This window comes from Streptomyces finlayi (assembly GCF_014216315.1).
Taxonomy (GTDB): Bacteria; Actinomycetota; Actinomycetes; order Streptomycetales; family Streptomycetaceae; genus Streptomyces; species Streptomyces finlayi_A.
Map to the genome: position 1 here is coordinate 6,887,504 of NZ_CP045702.1, position 17,151 is coordinate 6,904,654.

General features: G+C 70.3%; 20 protein-coding genes and 1 pseudogene. 13 read left to right on the forward strand and 8 right to left on the reverse strand.

Going from position 1 to position 17,151, the window contains the following annotated elements; genetic code table 11:
- The first annotated feature begins 62 nt into the window (after positions 1 to 62).
- Positions 63 to 731, forward strand: coding sequence for a cysteine hydrolase (locus tag F0344_RS31565; protein ID WP_185302018.1), 669 nt, complete (start codon positions 63 to 65; stop codon positions 729 to 731).
- On the opposite strand, the gene F0344_RS31570 is transcribed toward F0344_RS31565, so the two are convergent.
- Both F0344_RS31570 and F0344_RS31575 read right to left on the reverse strand, forming a co-directional pair.
- Entirely contained in the window at positions 718 to 1,152 is a 435-nt protein-coding gene (locus F0344_RS31570; protein WP_185302019.1) for a Rieske (2Fe-2S) protein, read from the reverse strand. The two genes, F0344_RS31565 and F0344_RS31570, sit on opposite strands and share 14 nt — an antisense overlap.
- Positions 1,153 to 1,250: 98 nt before the next feature.
- Entirely contained in the window at positions 1,251 to 1,673 is a 423-nt protein-coding gene (locus F0344_RS31575) for a MerR family transcriptional regulator (protein WP_185302020.1), read from the reverse strand.
- Positions 1,674 to 2,048: 375 nt separating this feature from the next.
- On the opposite strand from F0344_RS31575, the gene F0344_RS31580 reads away from it, so the two are divergent.
- The 9 genes from F0344_RS31580 (at position 2,049) to F0344_RS31620 (ending at position 10,074) form a co-directional block, all read left to right on the forward strand.
- A complete protein-coding gene (locus F0344_RS31580; protein WP_185302973.1) occupies positions 2,049 to 3,536 on the forward strand; it encodes a SulP family inorganic anion transporter in 1,488 nt (495 codons plus the stop codon).
- 83 nt (positions 3,537 to 3,619) lie between these two features.
- Entirely contained in the window at positions 3,620 to 3,880 is a 261-nt protein-coding gene (locus F0344_RS31585) for a hypothetical protein (RefSeq protein ID WP_185302021.1), read from the forward strand.
- A 144-nt stretch (positions 3,881 to 4,024) separates the two neighbouring features.
- Complete coding sequence (locus F0344_RS31590) at positions 4,025 to 4,882, forward strand: HipA family kinase (RefSeq protein WP_185302022.1); 858 nt, start codon at positions 4,025 to 4,027, stop codon at positions 4,880 to 4,882.
- The gene (locus tag F0344_RS31595; protein ID WP_185302023.1) at positions 4,879 to 5,262 is read left to right on the forward strand and encodes a DUF3037 domain-containing protein; all 384 of its coding nucleotides are present in this window, start codon (positions 4,879 to 4,881) and stop codon (positions 5,260 to 5,262) included. The genes F0344_RS31590 and F0344_RS31595 overlap by 4 nt, the downstream gene beginning before the upstream one ends.
- 216 nt (positions 5,263 to 5,478) lie before the next feature.
- Positions 5,479 to 6,240 (forward strand): 3-oxoacyl-ACP reductase FabG, encoded by a 762-nt coding sequence (gene fabG, locus F0344_RS31600; RefSeq protein ID WP_185302024.1) that lies wholly within the window; start codon positions 5,479 to 5,481, stop codon positions 6,238 to 6,240.
- A gap of 17 nt (positions 6,241 to 6,257) precedes the next feature.
- A complete protein-coding gene (locus F0344_RS31605; RefSeq protein WP_185302025.1) occupies positions 6,258 to 7,013 on the forward strand; it encodes an SDR family oxidoreductase in 756 nt (251 codons plus the stop codon).
- A 118-nt stretch (positions 7,014 to 7,131) separates the two neighbouring features.
- The gene (locus tag F0344_RS31610; protein ID WP_185302026.1) at positions 7,132 to 8,712 is read left to right on the forward strand and encodes an ABC transporter substrate-binding protein; all 1,581 of its coding nucleotides are present in this window, start codon (positions 7,132 to 7,134) and stop codon (positions 8,710 to 8,712) included.
- A 78-nt stretch (positions 8,713 to 8,790) separates the two neighbouring features.
- Positions 8,791 to 9,474: a uracil-DNA glycosylase gene (locus F0344_RS31615; RefSeq protein ID WP_185302027.1), complete on the forward strand. Its 684-nt coding sequence runs from the start codon at positions 8,791 to 8,793 to the stop codon at positions 9,472 to 9,474.
- A 126-nt stretch (positions 9,475 to 9,600) separates the two neighbouring features.
- Positions 9,601 to 10,074: a hypothetical protein gene (locus F0344_RS31620; RefSeq protein ID WP_185302028.1), complete on the forward strand. Its 474-nt coding sequence runs from the start codon at positions 9,601 to 9,603 to the stop codon at positions 10,072 to 10,074.
- A 63-nt stretch (positions 10,075 to 10,137) separates the two neighbouring features.
- On the opposite strand, the gene F0344_RS31625 is transcribed toward F0344_RS31620, so the two are convergent.
- Together F0344_RS31625 and F0344_RS31630 are read right to left on the reverse strand one after the other, a co-directional pair.
- Entirely contained in the window at positions 10,138 to 10,554 is a 417-nt protein-coding gene (locus F0344_RS31625; RefSeq protein WP_258050315.1) for a hypothetical protein, read from the reverse strand.
- A gap of 180 nt (positions 10,555 to 10,734) precedes the next feature.
- Entirely contained in the window at positions 10,735 to 11,250 is a 516-nt protein-coding gene (locus F0344_RS31630; protein WP_185302030.1) for a DinB family protein, read from the reverse strand.
- 196 nt (positions 11,251 to 11,446) lie between these two features.
- On the opposite strand from F0344_RS31630, the gene F0344_RS31635 reads away from it, so the two are divergent.
- Together F0344_RS31635 and F0344_RS31640 are read left to right on the forward strand one after the other, a co-directional pair.
- A complete protein-coding gene (locus F0344_RS31635) occupies positions 11,447 to 11,605 on the forward strand; it encodes a hypothetical protein (protein WP_258050181.1) in 159 nt (52 codons plus the stop codon).
- A gap of 36 nt (positions 11,606 to 11,641) precedes the next feature.
- A complete protein-coding gene (locus tag F0344_RS31640) occupies positions 11,642 to 12,547 on the forward strand; it encodes a Gfo/Idh/MocA family protein (protein WP_185302974.1) in 906 nt (301 codons plus the stop codon).
- Here the strand turns inward: F0344_RS31640 and lnt are convergent.
- The 4 genes and pseudogenes from lnt to F0344_RS31660 form a co-directional block, all read right to left on the reverse strand.
- Positions 12,471 to 14,153 (reverse strand): apolipoprotein N-acyltransferase, encoded by a 1,683-nt coding sequence (gene lnt / locus F0344_RS31645; protein WP_185302031.1) that lies wholly within the window; start codon positions 14,151 to 14,153, stop codon positions 12,471 to 12,473. The two genes, F0344_RS31640 and lnt, sit on opposite strands and share 77 nt — an antisense overlap.
- A 143-nt stretch (positions 14,154 to 14,296) precedes the next feature.
- Complete coding sequence (locus F0344_RS31650; protein ID WP_185302032.1) at positions 14,297 to 14,773, reverse strand: nuclear transport factor 2 family protein; 477 nt, start codon at positions 14,771 to 14,773, stop codon at positions 14,297 to 14,299.
- 119 nt (positions 14,774 to 14,892) lie between these two features.
- Positions 14,893 to 15,759: a universal stress protein gene (locus F0344_RS31655; RefSeq protein ID WP_185302033.1), complete on the reverse strand. Its 867-nt coding sequence runs from the start codon at positions 15,757 to 15,759 to the stop codon at positions 14,893 to 14,895.
- Positions 15,760 to 15,873: 114 nt separating this feature from the next.
- A pseudogene (locus F0344_RS31660) lies at positions 15,874 to 16,433 on the reverse strand (ferric reductase-like transmembrane domain-containing protein); the annotation flags it as partial.
- A gap of 67 nt (positions 16,434 to 16,500) precedes the next feature.
- On the opposite strand from F0344_RS31660, the gene F0344_RS31665 reads away from it, so the two are divergent.
- Positions 16,501 to 17,142 (forward strand): hypothetical protein, encoded by a 642-nt coding sequence (locus F0344_RS31665; RefSeq protein ID WP_258050182.1) that lies wholly within the window; start codon positions 16,501 to 16,503, stop codon positions 17,140 to 17,142.
- Positions 17,143 to 17,151 lie beyond the last annotated feature (9 nt).

Below are 17,151 nucleotides of genomic sequence, written 5' to 3' on the forward strand. Positions count from 1 at the left end.
CCCTCGTCACGCAATGGCCGCTAGCGTCGCGCGCCCGGCCGACCCGTACGAAAGGGGACACCGTGCCCTCGAAGCCGCCGAAGGATCAACTCGCCGCGCAGCTCGATCCGGCGACCACCGTTCTACTGACCGTGGAATGCCAGCAAGGGGTCGTGGGTCACGACAGCGCGCTGCCGGAACTCGCCGAGGAGGCCCGGTCCTCCGGAGTGCTCACCCGTATCGCCCGCCTCGTCACAGGGGCGCATGAGTCCGGGGTCCAGGTCGTGCACGCCGTTGCCGAACGCCGCCCGGACGGGCGCGGCGCCAGTCACAACGCCCGCCTCTTCCGGGCCGCGGCCCGGCTGCCCGTCCAGCAGTACACCGGCAGCACGGCGGTACGCGTCGCCCCGCCCATCGAGGTGACGGACGAGGACCTCGTCGTACGGCGGTTGCACGGTCTCTCCCCGCTGGCCGGGACCGATGCGGACGCGCTGCTGCGCAACCTCGGCTGCCGGACCCTGGTCGTCACCGGCGTCTCGGCCAATGTGGCGATCCCGAACGCCGTCTTCGACGCGGTGAACCTCGGCTACACGGCGGTGGTGCCGGCCGATGCCGTCGCGGGGGTGCCCGCCGAGTACACCCCCGCGATGATCCGCAACACGCTCGCTCTCGTCGCGACGATCACCACCACCGACGAGGCACTGGCCTGCTGGCGGCGGGCGGGGCGGCAGGCAGGGGTCACGCCAGACTGATCGATCCGCCCTCGACCGTGATGGCCTTGGCGGGCAGCGGCTGGGTCGCGGGTCCGCCGGTCACCGCGCCGGTCTCCGCGTCGAACGTACTGCCGTGGCAGGGGCAGTTGATGACGCCGGCCGAGATGCCCTTCACCACGCAGCCCTGGTGCGTGCACTTCGACGAGAACGCCTTGAACTCACCGGCCTTCGGCTGCGTCACCACGATCCCCTGGTCGGCGAAGACCACTCCGCCGCCCTCGGGGACATCCGCGGTGCTGCCGAGGATCTGGCCGCCGGCGTTCGCCGCGTCCGCCTCCCCGCCTTCCCCGGCCCGCTGGGTTCCGCACGCGGTGAGTGCGGCGGCCGCCCCAGCGGCACCGACCGCGGTGATGACGGTGCGGCGCCCCAGGTGGACCTGACGCTCCTGCGATGCGCTCATGCCGGCTTTCCCTTCATCGGATACATGATTTCGATCATGCATACGGAAGCGGATGCCACGGTGTTCACGGTCCGGTGACTTTTCGTCCAGGTGGCGGATCAGGGTGTTCGGGCGACGGTGGCCGGAGCTCCCTGGTCCAGACGGGTCCGGAGCGTGGCGGCGAAGTCCTCGGCGCGGGCCAGCTGGACGCGGAGCTTGTCGACCTGCTCGGTGGCCGCCTGCTCGAACGCGCGAACCCGGTCCATCAGTGCCTCGTGCTCGTCCGCCTCGAGGGGCTCCTCGCCGTCGAGGCGGTCGGTGGCGGTCAGGAGGTCGCGCATCTGGTCGAGGGTGAATCCGAGCGGCTTCATGCGCCGGATGACCATCAGCCGGGCGACGTCCGACTCGGTGTAGAGGCGGAAACCGCCCTGGGAGCGGGCGGACGGGGCGACGAGGCCCGACTCCTCGTAGTGCCGGATGGTGCGCAGGGACAACTCGGTCCGCGCGGCGACTTCGCCGATCTGCATGTGCTTGTCGTCCACGCGTGTGGTCCCGGCCCTTCTCGTCCTGGCGGGCCGAGCCCTTACGGCCCCGCCGATCTCTACTCTAACGTTAGGGTAGAGTCATGCGCGGTGAGGGCGCCTGCGGCTGCCCCGCCCAGTGTCGTGCCGTGGCCGATGGCGCCCCCGGCGACCACTCGATTCTCGCACCGGATGACACCGGTCACTGTTCCGTACCGCCGTGACTTCCCTGACTCCCCTGCGTCCCTTGACTCCTTGACTCCTTGACTCCTTGACTTCAGGCTCGCTCCGCTGGCCTACCGCGGGGTGCCGGCCAGGCTCCTCCGTGTCCCTCCGTACGCCCCACCGGGGTGCGCCCGAACGCGACAGGTTTCCGTTTCCGTGTCTTCTTCCGTTGTGTCCCCCGCCGCACGGCTGCGCGGCCTGCGCCCCGACTGGCTCGCCGATCCGAAGGTGTGGCGTACCGAGGTGCTGGCCGGCCTCGTGGTCGCGCTCGCGCTCATCCCGGAGGCGATCTCCTTCTCGATCATCGCCGGGGTCGATCCCGCGATCGGTCTGTTCGCCTCGTTCACGATGGCCGTGGTCATCTCGATCGTCGGGGGACGAAGGGCGATGATTTCGGCGGCGACCGGCGCCGTGGCGCTGGTCATCGCGCCCCTGAACAACGAGCACGGGCTCGGCTACCTGATCGCCGCGGTGATCCTGGCCGGTGTCTTCCAGATCGTGCTCGGCGCGCTCGGGGTGGCGAAGCTGATGCGGTTCATCCCGCGTTCGGTGATGGTCGGCTTCGTCAACTCACTCGCCATCCTGATCTTCATGGCGCAGGTACCCGAGATGCACCACGTGCCGTGGCCGGTCTATCCGCTCCTGGCGGGCGGTCTGGCGCTGATGGTGTTCTTCCCGAAGGTCACCACCGTGATCCCCGCTCCGCTGGTCTCGATCGTCATCCTCACCGTCATCACCGTGGCGGCGGGGATCGCGGTCCCGACCGTGGGCGACAGGGGCGAGCTGCCCTCCTCGCTCCCGGTTCCCGGCCTGCCGGACGTGCCGTTCACCATGGACACGCTGACGACGATCGCGCCGTACGCCTTCGCGATGGCGCTGGTCGGCCTGATGGAGTCCTTGATGACGGCCAAGCTGGTCGACGACATCACCGACACGCACTCCAACAAGACCCGCGAGTCGATCGGCCAGGGCATCGCCAACATCGTCACCGGCTTCTTCGGTGGCATGGGCGGCTGCGCCATGATCGGCCAGACCATGATCAACGTGAAGGTCTCCGGCGCCCGCACGCGTCTGTCGACCTTCCTGGCCGGTGTGTTCCTGATGGTGCTCTGCATCGTGTTCGGGCCGGTCGTCTCCGACATCCCCATGGCCGCACTGGTCGCCGTGATGGTGATGGTCTCGTTCGCGACGTTCGACTGGCACTCCATCGCGCCCAGGACGCTCCGCCGCATGCCGCCCGGTGAGATCACCGTCATGGTCGTCACCGTGGGCTGTGTGGTGGCCACCCACAACCTGGCCATCGGCGTCGTCGTCGGCTCGGTCACCGCCATGGTGGTGTTCGCCAGGCGTGTCGCACGCCTCGCCGACGTCACCTCGGTGACGGACCCAGAGGGGGGCACGGTGGTCTACGCCGTGACGGGCGAACTGTTCTTCGCCTCGTCCAACGACCTCGTCGGCCGGTTCGACTACACCACCGACGCGGACCACGTCGTCATCGACCTGAGCGCCGCCCACATCTGGGACGCCTCGTCCGTCGCCGCGCTCGACGCGATCCAGACCAAGTACGCTCAGCGCGGCAAGACCGTCGAGATCACCGGCCTGAACGACCTCAGCGCCGATCTCCACGCCAGGCTCAGCGGCGAACTGGCCAGCCACTGATCCCGCCACTGATCCGGCCACTGATCCGGCTCTCTGCCGGAGCTCGGAAGGGGACGGGAGGCGGTTTTCTCCGACTGCTTCAGATGGAGCTTGAGCTGATGGTTGCGCTCCGTGTGCTCGACCACGACTCCGGTGACCGAATCACCGACCGCGGGCCAGATCACCGTAGAACCATCGGCGCCGCCGTGATGCATTCCCGCCACGTCCGCGAAGGCCTCGGTCAGCTGCACACCCTCCACCGCAATGAAGACTCCGAAGGGCGCGACTTCCTTGACGGTGCCGTTGACCGTGGCACCGTGCGGGAACTTCTGCTTGGCGGCAGCCCATTCGTCACCTGTCACTGATGCCACGTCCTCTGGTACTTGCTCAGCTGACGAACATTCCGGTAGGGATGGGCACTTCTGCTTCATCGCCGCCGTCCCCGTAACCGGGCGTACTTGTCCACGTCACGCGCGAGGACCTGGCGGCGGGCCCGATAGCCTGGGGAAATGCTCACAGAAGTCACCGCGACCCGCTACGTCACGCCCCTGCGCGAGGGCGGCTCGCTCCCCGGCATCGTCGAGGCCGACGATCTCGGTACGTATGTCATGAAGTTCACCGGCGCGGGGCAGGGCCGGAAAACCCTTGTGGCGGAGGTGATCTGCGGGGAGCTCGGCCGGCGGCTGGGGCTGCGTGTCCCGGAGCTCGTGACCATTCAGCTCGACCCCGTCATCGGACTCGCGGAGCCGGACCAGGAGGTACAGGAGCTGCTCAAGGCGAGCGGGGGTCTGAACCTCGGTATGGACTACCTTCCCGGCTCGCTCGGCTTCGATCCGCTCGCCTACGAGGTCGAACCGGCCGAGGCCGGCAAGGTCGTCTGGTTCGACGCGCTGATCAACAACGTCGACCGGTCGTGGCGGAACCCCAACATGCTCATCTGGCACGGGGATCTCTGGCTGATCGACCACGGTGCCACGATGATCTGGCACCACAACTGGCCCGGCGCACAGACCTCTGCCGCCAAGCCGTACAACGCGTCTGACCACGTCCTCGCCCCCTTCGGACCGGACATCGCGGCCGCGGCCGCCGAGCTGGCTCCGCGCGTCACCGAGGAACTGCTCTTCGAGGTCGTTGCCGACGTACCCGACGAGTGGCTGGTCGACGAGCCCGGATTCCGTACGACGGACGAGCTGCGCAGGGCGTACGTGGCACCGTTGCTGGCGCGTGCCGGCAGCGTTCACGAGCGGATCACGCTGGACGCACCGACCAGGACGAAGCCCTCGCAGGCCCCGGGATGGCTCGTCGAGCGCCTGGCCCCGCAGCAGGCGAGCGGCGACGAGCAGAGCAGTAAGGGTGGCGTCCGATGACCCGGCGCGATGTCTTCGAGTACGCGGTACTGCGGGTCGTCCCCAGGGTGGAGCGCGGTGAGTGCTTCAACGCGGGGGTGCTCGTGTACTGCAGGGCCAGGTCCTTCGTGGCGGCCCGTACACACCTCGACGAGCACAAGCTCGCGGCGCTGGACCCGCAGGCCGACGTCGTCGGCGTGCGGGCCGCCCTGCGGGCCGTGGAGGGGGTCTGTGACGGCGGCGACGCGGCGGGCCAGGCATCGGGCGACGATCCGGGCCGGCGCTTCCGCTGGCTCATCGCGCCGCGTTCCACCGTCGTGCAGCCCGGCGCCGTGCACAGCGGCCTCACCACCGATCCGGCAGCCGAGGCCGAACGGCTGCTCGACCTGCTCGTGCGCTGATCCGGTACCCGGCGGCGTCGCGCCGGAGGCTTCGGCCGCGGCGCCGGCGGGTGTGACATGCACCCCTGCCCCCGTGGGCCGTTGACACCGGGTGCCAGGGCTTCTAGCGTCTCGTCTGCTGAAGGTACTAAGCGGTTGCTCAGTCATCGGGAACTTCTCTGTCAGAGAATGTCCCACGTCCGCTGAGCCGCGATCCAAGGGCGAGGAGAACCAAGCATGTCCACCACCGAGCAGCGCGTCGCCATCGTGACGGGAGCCGCGCGGGGCATTGGCGCCGCCACCGCAGTGCGTCTGGCGGCCGAGGGCCGCGCCGTCGCCGTACTCGACCTCGACGAGGCGGCCTGCAAGGAAACGGTCGAGAAGATCACCGCCGGCGGGGGCACCGCCCTCGCGGTCGGCTGCGATGTGTCGGACAGCGCGCAGGTGGAGGCGGCCGTCACGCGGGTCGCCGCCGAGCTGGGCGCTCCGACGATCCTCGTCAACAACGCGGGTGTCCTCCGGGACAACCTGCTCTTCAAGATGAGCGAGTCCGACTGGGACCTCGTGATGAACGTGCACCTCAAGGGCGCGTTCCTGATGGCCAAGGCCGTCCAGAAGCACATGGTGGACGCCAAGTTCGGCCGGATCGTGTCGCTGTCCTCGTCCTCCGCGCTCGGTAACCGCGGTCAGGCCAACTACTCCGCCGTGAAGGCCGGTCTCCAGGGCTTCACCAAGACCCTCGCCAAGGAGCTCGGCAAGTTCGGCATCACCGCCAACGCCGTCGCCCCCGGCTTCATCGTCACCGAGATGACCGCCCAGACGGCGGCCCGGGTCGGTATGGGCTTCGAGGAGTTCCAGGCCGCCGCGGCCACCCAGATCCCCGTGCAGCGCGTGGGCCACCCCGAGGACATCGCCAACGCCATCGCCTTCTTCACGGGCGACGACGCCGGCTTCGTCTCCGGCCAGGTCATGTACGTCGCCGGCGGACCGCTCAACTAAACCGAAGGGCAAGGGACATGACTGTGCAGGACAGTGGCAGGGTCGCCCTCATCACGGGTGCGAGCCGCGGCATCGGTTACGGGATCGCCCAGGCGCTCGTCGCCCGCGGCGACCGGGTCTGCATCACGGGACGCGGAGAGGACGCGCTCAAGGAGGCAGTCGAGAAGCTCGGCGCCGACCGGGTGATCGGCATCCCCGGCAAGGCGCACGACGAGGCCCACCAGGCCGCGGCCGTCGCCCGCACCATGGAGGCCTTCGGCCGGGTCGACTTCCTGATCAACAACGCCGGTACGAACCCGGTGTTCGGACCGATGGCCGAACTGGATCTCAATGTCGCCCGCAAGGTCTACGAGACGAACGTGATCTCGGCGCTCGGCTTCGCCCAGCAGACCTGGAAGGCGTGGCAGAAGGACAACGGCGGCGCGATCGTGAACATCGCCTCGGTCGCCGGTGTCTCCGCCTCGCCCTTCATCGGCGCGTACGGCATGAGCAAGGCCGCCATGGTGAACCTGACCCTTCAGCTGGCGCACGAGTTCGCGCCGGTCGTCCGGGTCAACGCGATCGCCCCGGCCGTGGTGAAGACCAGGTTCGCCGAGGCGCTGTACGAGGGCCGTGAGGCGGAGGCGGCCGCCGCCTACCCGCTCGGCCGGCTCGGCGTACCGGAGGACATCGGCGGTGCGGCGGCGTTCCTCACCTCCGGGCAGTCCGACTGGATCACCGGGCAGACCCTCGTCGTGGACGGCGGGATCTTCCTCAACGCGGGCGTCGGCTGAGACGGCCTGAGTGGATTTGGCCCTGATTTGACCTAAGTGCCCCGTCGGGCCAGCGGATTGACCCGATGGGGCGCTGCGGTATGGTCTGCCGACCCATGGCTGATCGAGGAGCGTGCACGTGTTCTACCGGGCCAGTCTGCAGGCTGCTGCAGCCCTTGCTTCCCTGACAGTGCTGGCCGGATGCGGTCTGCTGTCCGACAGTAGTTCCGAGACGGATCAGCAGATAACGGTCGGTACGACGAGCTCACCCTCGACGCTCGACCCCGCCGCGGCCTGGGACGGCTCCTGGGAGCTGATGCGCAATGTCTTCCAGACCCTGGTGAGCTTCCCCACGGGCACGACGAGTCCCGAGCCCGACGCTGCCGATTCCTGCACGTTCACCGACGAGACGAGCATGGCCTACCGGTGCACGCTCCGTAAGAACCTGAAGTTCTCCAACGGAGAGAAGATCGATGCGGAGGCTGTGAAGCACTCCATCGACCGCATCAGGACCATCAAGGTCAAGGGTGGCCCCCTCGGCATGCTCGGCTCGCTGGACCGGGTGGAGACGAAGGGGGACGACGAGGTGATCTTCCACCTCAACAAGTCGGACGCCACGTTCCCGTTCATCCTGGCCACCCCGGCGATGTCGCTGGTGCCGCCCAGCGAGTACCCCGCCGACAAGCTCCGCAGCGACGGGAAGGTCACCGGCTCAGGCCCGTACCTCCTGGAGTCGTACAAGGCCAAGAAGCTGGCCGAGCTGAAGAAGAACCCCGGCTACAAGGGCTTCGCCGACCGCAAGAACGACGGCGTGTCGATCCGGTACTTCGACGACTCGGCCTCGATGGTGGCCGCGCTGAAGGCGAAGGAGATCGACGCCACCTACCGCGGTCTGACCGCCGAGGAAGTGGTCAGCCTCGAGGACAACAAGTCCGACAACAACGGTCTGCAGATCGTCGAGACGGTCGGCGCGGACATCCGGTTCCTGGTCTTCAACCCACGGGACCCCGCGGCGGGCAAGCCCGCGGTACGCCAGGCCATCGCCCAGCTGGTGAACCGTGACGCCCTGGTCGCGAAGGTCTACCAGGGCACGGCCGAGCCTCTGTACTCGATGGTGCCCAAGGGGATCGCAGGTCATGCCACCAGCTTCTTCGACACCTTCGGCGACCCCAGCGAGGTCAAGGCCAGGTCCATCCTCACCAAGGCCGGCATCACCGAGCCGGTCAAGATGACCTTCTGGTTCACGACCGACCGGTACGGCTCCTCGACCGCTCCCGAGTTCGCCGAGCTGAAGCGTCAGCTGGAGGAGTCCGGGCTGTTCGAGATCACGCTGAAGAGCGCGCCGTGGACGGTCTTCCAGGAAGGCTTCACCAAGGGGCAGTACCCCGTCTTCGGGCGTGGCTGGTTCCCGGACTTCCCGGACCCGGACAACTTCATCGCCCCCTTCGTGGGCAAGGAGAGCGTCACCGGTACCCCGTACCTGAACACCGAGATCACCGACGAGCTGCTGCCGTCCTCCCGCCAGGAGAGCGACCGGGGCGCGGTAAGCAAGCAGTTCGAGCAGGCCCAGCAGATCCTCGTCGAGGACGTCCGCCTGCTGCCCCTGTGGCAGGGAAAGCTGTACGTCGCGGCGGGCGAGGACATCGGCGGCGGTGAGCGGGCGCTGGACCCGCAGACGGTCATGCAGATGTGGGAGCTGTACCGGAAGACCAGCTGGTAGACGGCTCGCGGGCCCGTTGTCAGTGGCCCCCGGTAGGTTCTGTGGTCACGCACTGATTGCTTACCGGAGGTTGTGGACGTGACCGACACCGACCTGCTGCCCGAGTCCTGGCGCGGCGTCCTCGGCGAAGAGCTGCAGAAGCCGTATTTCAAGGAGCTCGCGGACTTCGTCGAGGAAGAGCGGGCCAAGGGGCCGGTGTATCCGCCGCGCGAACAGGTCTTCGCCGCGCTGGACGCCACTCCGTACGAGCGGGTGAAGGTCCTCGTCCTTGGCCAGGACCCCTATCACGGGGCCGGCCAGGGACACGGGCTGTGCTTCTCCGTGCAGCCAGGGGTCAAGACGCCCCCCTCGCTGCGCAACATCTACAAGGAGATGCAGGCGGAGCTCGGCCTGCCCATCCCGGACAACGGATATCTGATGCCGTGGGCCGAGCAGGGCGTCCTCCTGCTCAACGCCGTACTGACGGTCCGGGGCGGCGAGGCGAACTCGCACAAGGGCAAGGGCTGGGAGAAGGTCACCGACGCGGTGATCAAGGCGGTGGCCGCGCGTCCCGACCCCGCGGTCTTCGTGCTCTGGGGCAATTACGCGCAGAAGAAGCTCCCGCTGATCGACGAGGAGCGTCACACCGTGGTGAAGGGCGCCCACCCCTCCCCGCTCTCCGCGAAGCGCTGGTTCGGCTCGCGCCCGTTCACCGGAATCAACGAGGCGGTCGCCGCCCAGGGGCACGAGCCCATCGACTGGCGTATCCCCGACCTCGGCTGACCGGCCCGGCTCACCGCGCACGGACCCTGCCGACGGGGCCGGGTCCGTGCCTGAGCGGGATTCGTCACCGCGGCGGCTAGCGTCAGGACGACCGGAACGGACCGGACGGGCGCGAAGGAGACCTCGGTGACAGAGCAGCAGGAGGCGTCACGGGACGCTCTCATGACCAGGATCGGCCAGGCGGTCATGCTGCTTCACGGCGGGGACCGGGAAGAGGCCCGCAACCGCTTCGGTGCCATCTGGTCGGAGCTCGGCGAGGACGGCGACGCCCTGCACCGCTGCACCCTCGCGCACTACATGGCCGATACCCAGGACGATCCCGGGGACGAGCTGGCCTGGGACCTGCGAGCGCTGACCGCGGCGGACGGGCTGACCGACGAGCGCGTGGCACAGCACCGCGACGCGCTCGCCGTACGCGCCTTCTATCCCTCGCTGCACCTCAACCTCGCGGCGGACTATCTGAAACTCCACCGCCCCGAGGCGGCCCGTCTCCATCTGGACCGGGCGCGGAACGCCGCCGACGTTCTCACGCACGACGGGTACGGGGGCGGGGTGCGTGCCGCCATCGGGCGGCTGGAGCAGCGGATGCGCGACCGGTGAAACCCGGCCCGTGGCCCGCCGGAGCCGACGGGCCAGGGGAGCAGGTGCGTGGACCGCAGAGGGTCAGGGGTCGTAGGTCTCCTCGCAGATCCTCGCCTCGGTGCTGCCCGCCGACCAGCCTCCGTAGCCCCGCCCGAGGGCGCAGACATCCGTTCCGGTGAGGGCTGAGCCGGGAACCGCGGGCACGGCAGCGGAGGGCACACGAGGAGACCGGTGCGGTGCCCGCCGGGGAGGTGCCGGAGCCGGCCCCTGCTGCTGGGGTACGCGGTACTCGGGACGGCCTCCATCGGACGGCCGCTCGGACGGGGCGGCGGCGGACGGCGTGGGATCCGGCAGGGATTCCAGGGACTCCCGGACGGGCGGCTGCACGATCTGCGGGGCCACGTCCTGGACGGGCCCGCTGGTCCCGGGCCGGGGCGGGGCAGCCGCCTGAGGCTCCACCGCCACGCAGCCCGAGACGGCGGTGACAGCCACCCCCATCAGGAGACTCGCTGTGATTCTGGTTCGATGCACCCGCCAACTCTGCTGGTGCGCACGGCTCGTGGGGGAGCGGTGGGCCGGGATTGGCCCTCACGGGTGACCCGGTCAGCGCGACGACACCGCCAGGACGCCATGGAAACCGTAGGGTGCGGCGCCCGGCCACGTCCCGGCCGGGTGGTGTCAGACGCCGGTGGCGCCGTCGACGCGCTCCCGGACGAGGTCCGCGTGACCGTTGTGCCGCGCGTACTCCTCGATCATGTGTGTGTATATCCAGCGGAGGTTGAACTGCTTGCCGTGCCGCTTGCTCCGGCCGGCCGACAGGTCGTCGAGCCCGTGCTTCGCCGCGTTCGTCCTGGCCTGCTCGACCTCGGCGAGCCAGGTCGTGTACGCCTCCTCCCAGGTGTCCGTCTCGCTGAGATGGAACTCGCCGTCGGGGTCCTCGTCCGTTCCGTAGATCGGGGGCAGGTCCTCACCGGTCAGGACCTCGCGGAACCAGCCGCGCTCGACCTCCGCCATGTGCCGCACCAGGCCCATGAGCGTGAACTCCGACGGAGGCACGGACGCCTCCCGCAGCTGGGCGTCGGTGAGGCCCGCACACTTGGAGGTGAGTGTCTGCCGGTGGAACTCCAGCCAGCCTTCGAGCATGGGGCGTTCCGCGGCGTCGATGGCGGGTTCCATGCGGTCAGATGTTGTCATGCCGGTCATAATCGCCGATGGATCATGATTCTGGCCAGGCCTTATCGGCTCCGGGGGCCGGCATTCCGTACAGGAGTTCGCTGAAGCCCGTACGCAGCGCGGCCTCCGTCGGTACGGATCCGCTGTACGAGCCCACGGCGCAGGACTGCCCCGCACCAGTGCCGTGGTCCGCAAATCGGCGCAGGTCGCCCGGCTGATGGCATGGTCCAGCGCCCCCGCCGTCGCCCTCCGCGACGGCCTCATGGCCACCGTCACGCGCCTCGGCCCCGGACTCGTCCTGCGCACGCTCGACGGCATCGCCGACTGGCAGCCACCGCAGCGCACGTATGCTGCGGAACCGGAGACGCGCAGGTGACAGTGACGCGCAATGTCAGTAGTGAGGGAGATCCCTGTGAAGGTCGGCTGTATCGGGCTCGGCGACATCGCGCAGAAGGCGTACCTGCCGGTGCTGAGCACCCTGCCCGGGGTCGAACTGCATCTGCAGACCCGGACCCCGGCGACCTTGGCCACCGTCGCGGCGACCCACCGGATTCCGGCGGCGCAGTGCCACACGGACCTCGAATCGCTGCTGGCCCAGGGGCTGGACGCCGCCTTCGTGCACGCCCCGACAGCGGCACACCCGGAGATCACCCGACGCCTCGTCGAAGCGGGCGTGCCCACGTACGTCGACAAGCCGCTGGCCTACGAGTACGCCGACTCCGTGGCGCTGGTGACGCTCGCCGAGGAGCGCGGCGTATCGCTCGCCGTGGGATTCAACCGCAGGCTCGCCCCCGCGTACGCGCAGTGTGCCGATCACCCGCGTGAGCTGATCCTCATGCAGAAGAACCGGGTGGGACTCCCCGAGGACCCGCGCACGCTGGTGCTCGACGACTTCATCCACGTCGTCGACACCCTGCGTTTCCTGGTGCCCGGGCCGGTCGGGAGCACCGTCGTACGGGCGAGGATCGTCGACGGGCTGATGCACCACGTCGTGCTCCAGCTGTCCGGTGACGGCTTCACCGCGATCGGCATGATGAACCGTCTCAACGGATCGACCGAGGAGATCCTGGAAGTGTCGGGACAGGACTCCAAGCGCCAGGTGCTCAACCTCGCCGAGATCATCGACCACAAGGGCCAGCCGAGCGTGCGGCGGCGCGGCGACTGGGTGCCGGTCGCGCGGCAGCGCGGCATCGAGCAGAGCGTGCTGTCGTTCCTGGACGCGGTACGGGCCGGAAAGGTGCTCAGCGCACGGGACGCCCTCGCGACCCATGAGCTGTGCGAGCGAGTGGTGCGGGACGCCTTGGAGCAGGCCGGCTGAGAAGCCGCGTCCCCTCGACGGCGCCGAGGGCCGCCAGCAGCGCCAGGGCCGCGTACACCGCCCAGTCGCCGAGCCGTACGTAGAGCGTGGTGCCCGTCGCGAGTGGTACGTCGAAGACCACTGCCGCGCTCGTGTCCGTACCCAGTGGGGAGCCCACCCGCTCGCCCTGCGGGCCGTACACCGCGCTCGTGCCGGTGAGCGTGGCGTGCACCATGGGGCGCCCGCTCTCGGCGGCGCGCAGGGCGCCGAGCGAGGCGTGCTGACCGGGCGCCCAGGTGTCCTGGAACGTCGAGGTCGAGGACTGGGCGATCAGCACCTGGGCGCCGTCCCGGACCAACTGCCGGCTCATGTCGGGGAACGCGGACTCGAAGCACACCAGTGGTCCGAGCCGCGGTCGGTCGGCGCCGGGCAGGTCCATCACCACCGGCTGTGTCCCCCGCAGCCGGTCCTCGCCCGCCGCCCTGCCGACCGAGGTGGCCCACCCCAGCACCGAACGGAACGGGACGTACTCGCCGAACGGGACCAGCCGCATCTTGTCGTAGCGGTCCCCGGTCGGTCCCCCCGGGCCCACCAGGACCGCGGACTTGAAGATTCCGGCCCGCGCCGCACCATCCGTCCGCCGGGCGTCCGTGTTGACCAGCACCTCGGCCCCCACCTCGCGCGACAGCTCCGCGAGCAGGCCGGCGGTCGCCGGACTGCGCGTCAGGTCCACGCCCACGCTGCTCTCCCCCCACACCACCAGGCCGACACCCTGGCCCGCGAGCCCGCGTGTCAGCTCGGCACCGCGCGCCAGGCGCCGCTGCACACTGTCCGCGCCCTCCACCACACCCGGCTGCACGACGGCGATCCGGATCTGGCCGGTGCGCTCCGGCTGCGGTGCCCAGACCCAGGACGCGCCCGCAACCAGCGCGCAGACCACCAGTGAGGCGACGGCCGTCGCGCGGGCCCGCGCGGAGACGAGCAGCAGGACGACGGCGGTGTTGACCGCGAGGACGAGCAGGCTCACCAGCCACACGCCCCCCACCGACGCCACCCGCAGCGCGGGCGCGAAGTCCCACTGGCTGGCTCCCAGCAGCCCCCAGGGGCCGCCCAGACCTTCCCAGGACCGGACCAGCTCGATCATCAGCCAGCCGGACGGCACCGCGGCGACGGCCGCCGCGCAGCGCGCGGCCGACGGCGAGCCGCCGAGCAGCCGGGCCACGAGCAGACCCCAGGGTGCCCACAGCAGGCCGAGCAGCGCGGCCAGCACGACGATGAACACATGCAGGCTCGGCATCAGCCAGTGATGGACGGCGATCACGAACCCGGTTCCGCCGAGCCAGCCGTCGAGCGCGGCCCGGCGGGCGGTGGGCGCCGAGCGGATCAGCAGGAGCCAGGGCACCAGCGCGAGGTAGGCGAACCATCCCAGCGACGGTTCGGGAAACGCGAGGGCGGGCAGGGCGCCGGCGAGCAGGACCGCGGCGCCGCGCCACCAGGGCGAGCACAGCAGCGCGGCGCCCCGCTCGCGGCGGCCGGCGGGTGCCCGGTCCGCGGCATCCGCACCGGTGGCGGGCGGGTCGTCCGGAATCCGGCCTCCTGCCGGGGCCCGCCCGATCCGCATGCCCATCCCGCTCCCTCCTCGTCCTGCCCGGTGCGCGATGTCCGTCGCCGCAGGGTCAGGCTGTGGTCCCAGTGTGGAGGAGAGCGTGCGGGCGGGACAGCGGGCGTGCGCGGGCGGGCGCGTCGTCCGGGCGGGCCCGGGCCGCCGGATCAGCCCGGCATGCGCCGCCACTTCTCGTGGACGACGACACCGTGGATGAGCCAGCCCGGCTCCGTGCGGAGCAGTTCGAAGGTGTAACGGCCGCCCGATACGAAGTTCGGTGCCGTCTCCCCGTTCGCGGCGGTGTCCTGCCCGCCCGCGTCGAGACGCATCGGGTTGAGGTAGTCGGCACGCACCTGTGCCCGGTCGCCGGGGTAGCCGCCCAGATCCTGTAGGTCGAGCCGCCGGTTGACGATGAGGTGCTGACGGACGGGGAAGAGCCGCATGGTTTCCTCGAGCCAGTGCGAGACGTCGGTGGCGGTGCCCTCCATGCCACCCGCGCTCCGGTAGTCGGCGCGGCCGTCGGGCACGAACAGGGCGCGGTAGTCCTCCCACGCGCCGTCGTCCACCGCCACCGCGTAGCCGGTGATCACCGCATCGATCGAGAGCTGGTCCATCACCGTCGCCAGAGCCACGCGCTGTGTCATCGGCCAAGTCTCTGCCACCGGACCCGTCAGGCCAAGGGGCCTGCAACGATCCGTCAGGCCAGGGGGCCCTGCAACGTTCCGTCGGACCGGGCCGCATCCGCCGGTGGCCGACCGTCTGATCAGCAGGGGACGACGGCGACCGGGCCGAGTGCGTGCGTTGCCGTCGTCTGGGCGACGGGGGAGAGGCCCAGGCCGAGATCCTCGCCGCCCTTGCGCCGGCCCACCACGGTCAGCGCCGCGGTGCCCGATGCCGTGACCAGGGTGCGCGCGGCCGAACCGCTGACCGGTTCGCGTACGACCTCCACCTGCGGGTACTTCTCCTGCCACCCCGCGGTCACCTCCGCGAGACTCCGCTCCGCCGCATCCGCCGCCGCTTCCCGGTCGAAGACGGGACCGCCGGAGAGCATGGAGGTGAACATCGTCCACCCGTGCACGAGCCGCAGCCGGGCACCGGGCCGGGTCACCGCGGTCGCGAAGGCGAACTCCAGCACCGCCGCGCTGCTTTCGTCGGCGGCCACCCCCACGACGATGTCCGGGAACGCCTCCGCCACTTCCTCCTCGGCCTCCTCCTCGCGGCCCTCTCCGTGCACGATGACGACCGGGCACGCCGCCATCGAAGCGACCGCCAGACTGTTGGATCCGATCATGAGGGAGCGGAAGCCGCCCAGACCGCGCGAGCCCATCACGACCATCGACGCGTCCTGGCTGAGGGAGACCAGGGCCGCCGCCGGGAAGTCCAGCGGGGCGAGGGTCGACGGGTGCAGTTCCGGAGCGAGCCGAGCCGTCCGACGTACGGACCCGGTGAGCAGTTCCTCCGCCTCCCGCAGCTGGGACTCCTGGCTCATCCGCCGGGTCGGCGGCCTGACATGCACGATCATCAGGGGCAACCGCCTCCGGAGCGCCTCCTGGGCGGCCCAGTCGAGGGCCTGCCGACTGTGTGCGGAACCGTCGACTGCGGCGATCACGGGAAGGTCGGTGGCGGTCATGATTCCCTCCAGGGTCCGGTGGGGGCGGGGCACGGTCCGTACGCTACGGCCGTGCGTCAAAGGCCGCGAAGGCACACGCCCGCCCGGGCACACGCCCGTCCGGTACAGGGAACCCTAGTCGTGGTTGTGCGGGTGGAGGAGGTGTCCTCGGGGGGAGCGGCCCGGCCGCCGTCATGTCCGCTGAGCACCACGACGAGTACGGCCACCGAGATGCCCGCGACCGCCAGGCGGCCGGTCAGCCGCAGGGTCCAGCCGGCCGGTGAGCCGGTGCCGGGGCGGGGCAGGCGCTCCGATCGGCGGGCGGGCCTCAGCAGCCGCAGGAGCAGCAGGGCCGCGATCGGGAGCTGGAGGAGCCACACGCCGGTCCTGAACCAGCCGTCGTACCAGACGTTCGTTCCGTAGAGCAGGGTGTGCCAGACGCTCAGGACGTAGACGACGATCACGCACCGGTGGAGGATCCGCCGGGTCCGGTGGCCGATGCGGTGTCGGACGTAGAAGAGCAGCCCGAGCGGTATCGCCAGGTAGAGCGCGGCCTGGCCGACGGGAAGGGCGATCCGGCCGGTACCGGAGTCGTAGCCGCCCGGAACGAAAGCCTCCACGAAGGCGGTCGCGAGCGCCGAGTGCCGGCGAGCGGTGTCGTGCCGGAACAGCTCGGCGGCGAAGAGCAGGGCACTCCGCTTCGTACGCGCCGTGATGTTCGCGGTCGTGTGCGTCGCCGTGTCCGGGCTCGGGCACGCGCACATGTCCGGCGGGTCGCTTCCGCTTCCCGTCCTGGGGGCGGCCCTCCTGCTGACGGCAGGCGCAGGGTGGGGGCTGGCGGGCAGAGAGCGGACCGCTGCCGTCGTCGTGGCGGCGAGCGCCCTGGGCCAGGTGTCACTCCATGTCTGCTTCGTCTCGCTTCCGTCGGCTTCGAGCGGGCCGCGGTCGACGGCCGGTCACCTGACGGCCGGTCACCTGGCGACCGGTCACACGCCGGCCGGTCACCACCCGGGCGCGACGGGCCGTGCGGCCCACGCCTCCCCCGAGTCGGTGGCCGACGGTTCCTCCGGCGCGACGGCGTTCGTGGCGGCCTTCGACGGTTCCGCGCTCACCCTGGGAATGGTGTCGGCTCACCTGGTCGCCGGCCTGGTCTGCGGCCTGTGGATGTGGCGCGGCGAGGCGGCGTTCGTCCAACTGGGCCGCTCCCTGGCCCTGTTCGTCTGTGCACCCCTGCGTACGGCCTGGCGGCTGTGGGCCGCCGGACAGCCCCCGGGGCCGGTCACTCCCGGGCGGGCGCGGCGCAGGCCGGGACGGCGTCCACAGGATCTGTTGCTGCTGCACGGTCTGTCCCTGCGCGGCCCGCCTCTACGCCGGCTCTCCGTCCGGCCTTCACCCGCCCACTGACCTGCCGGG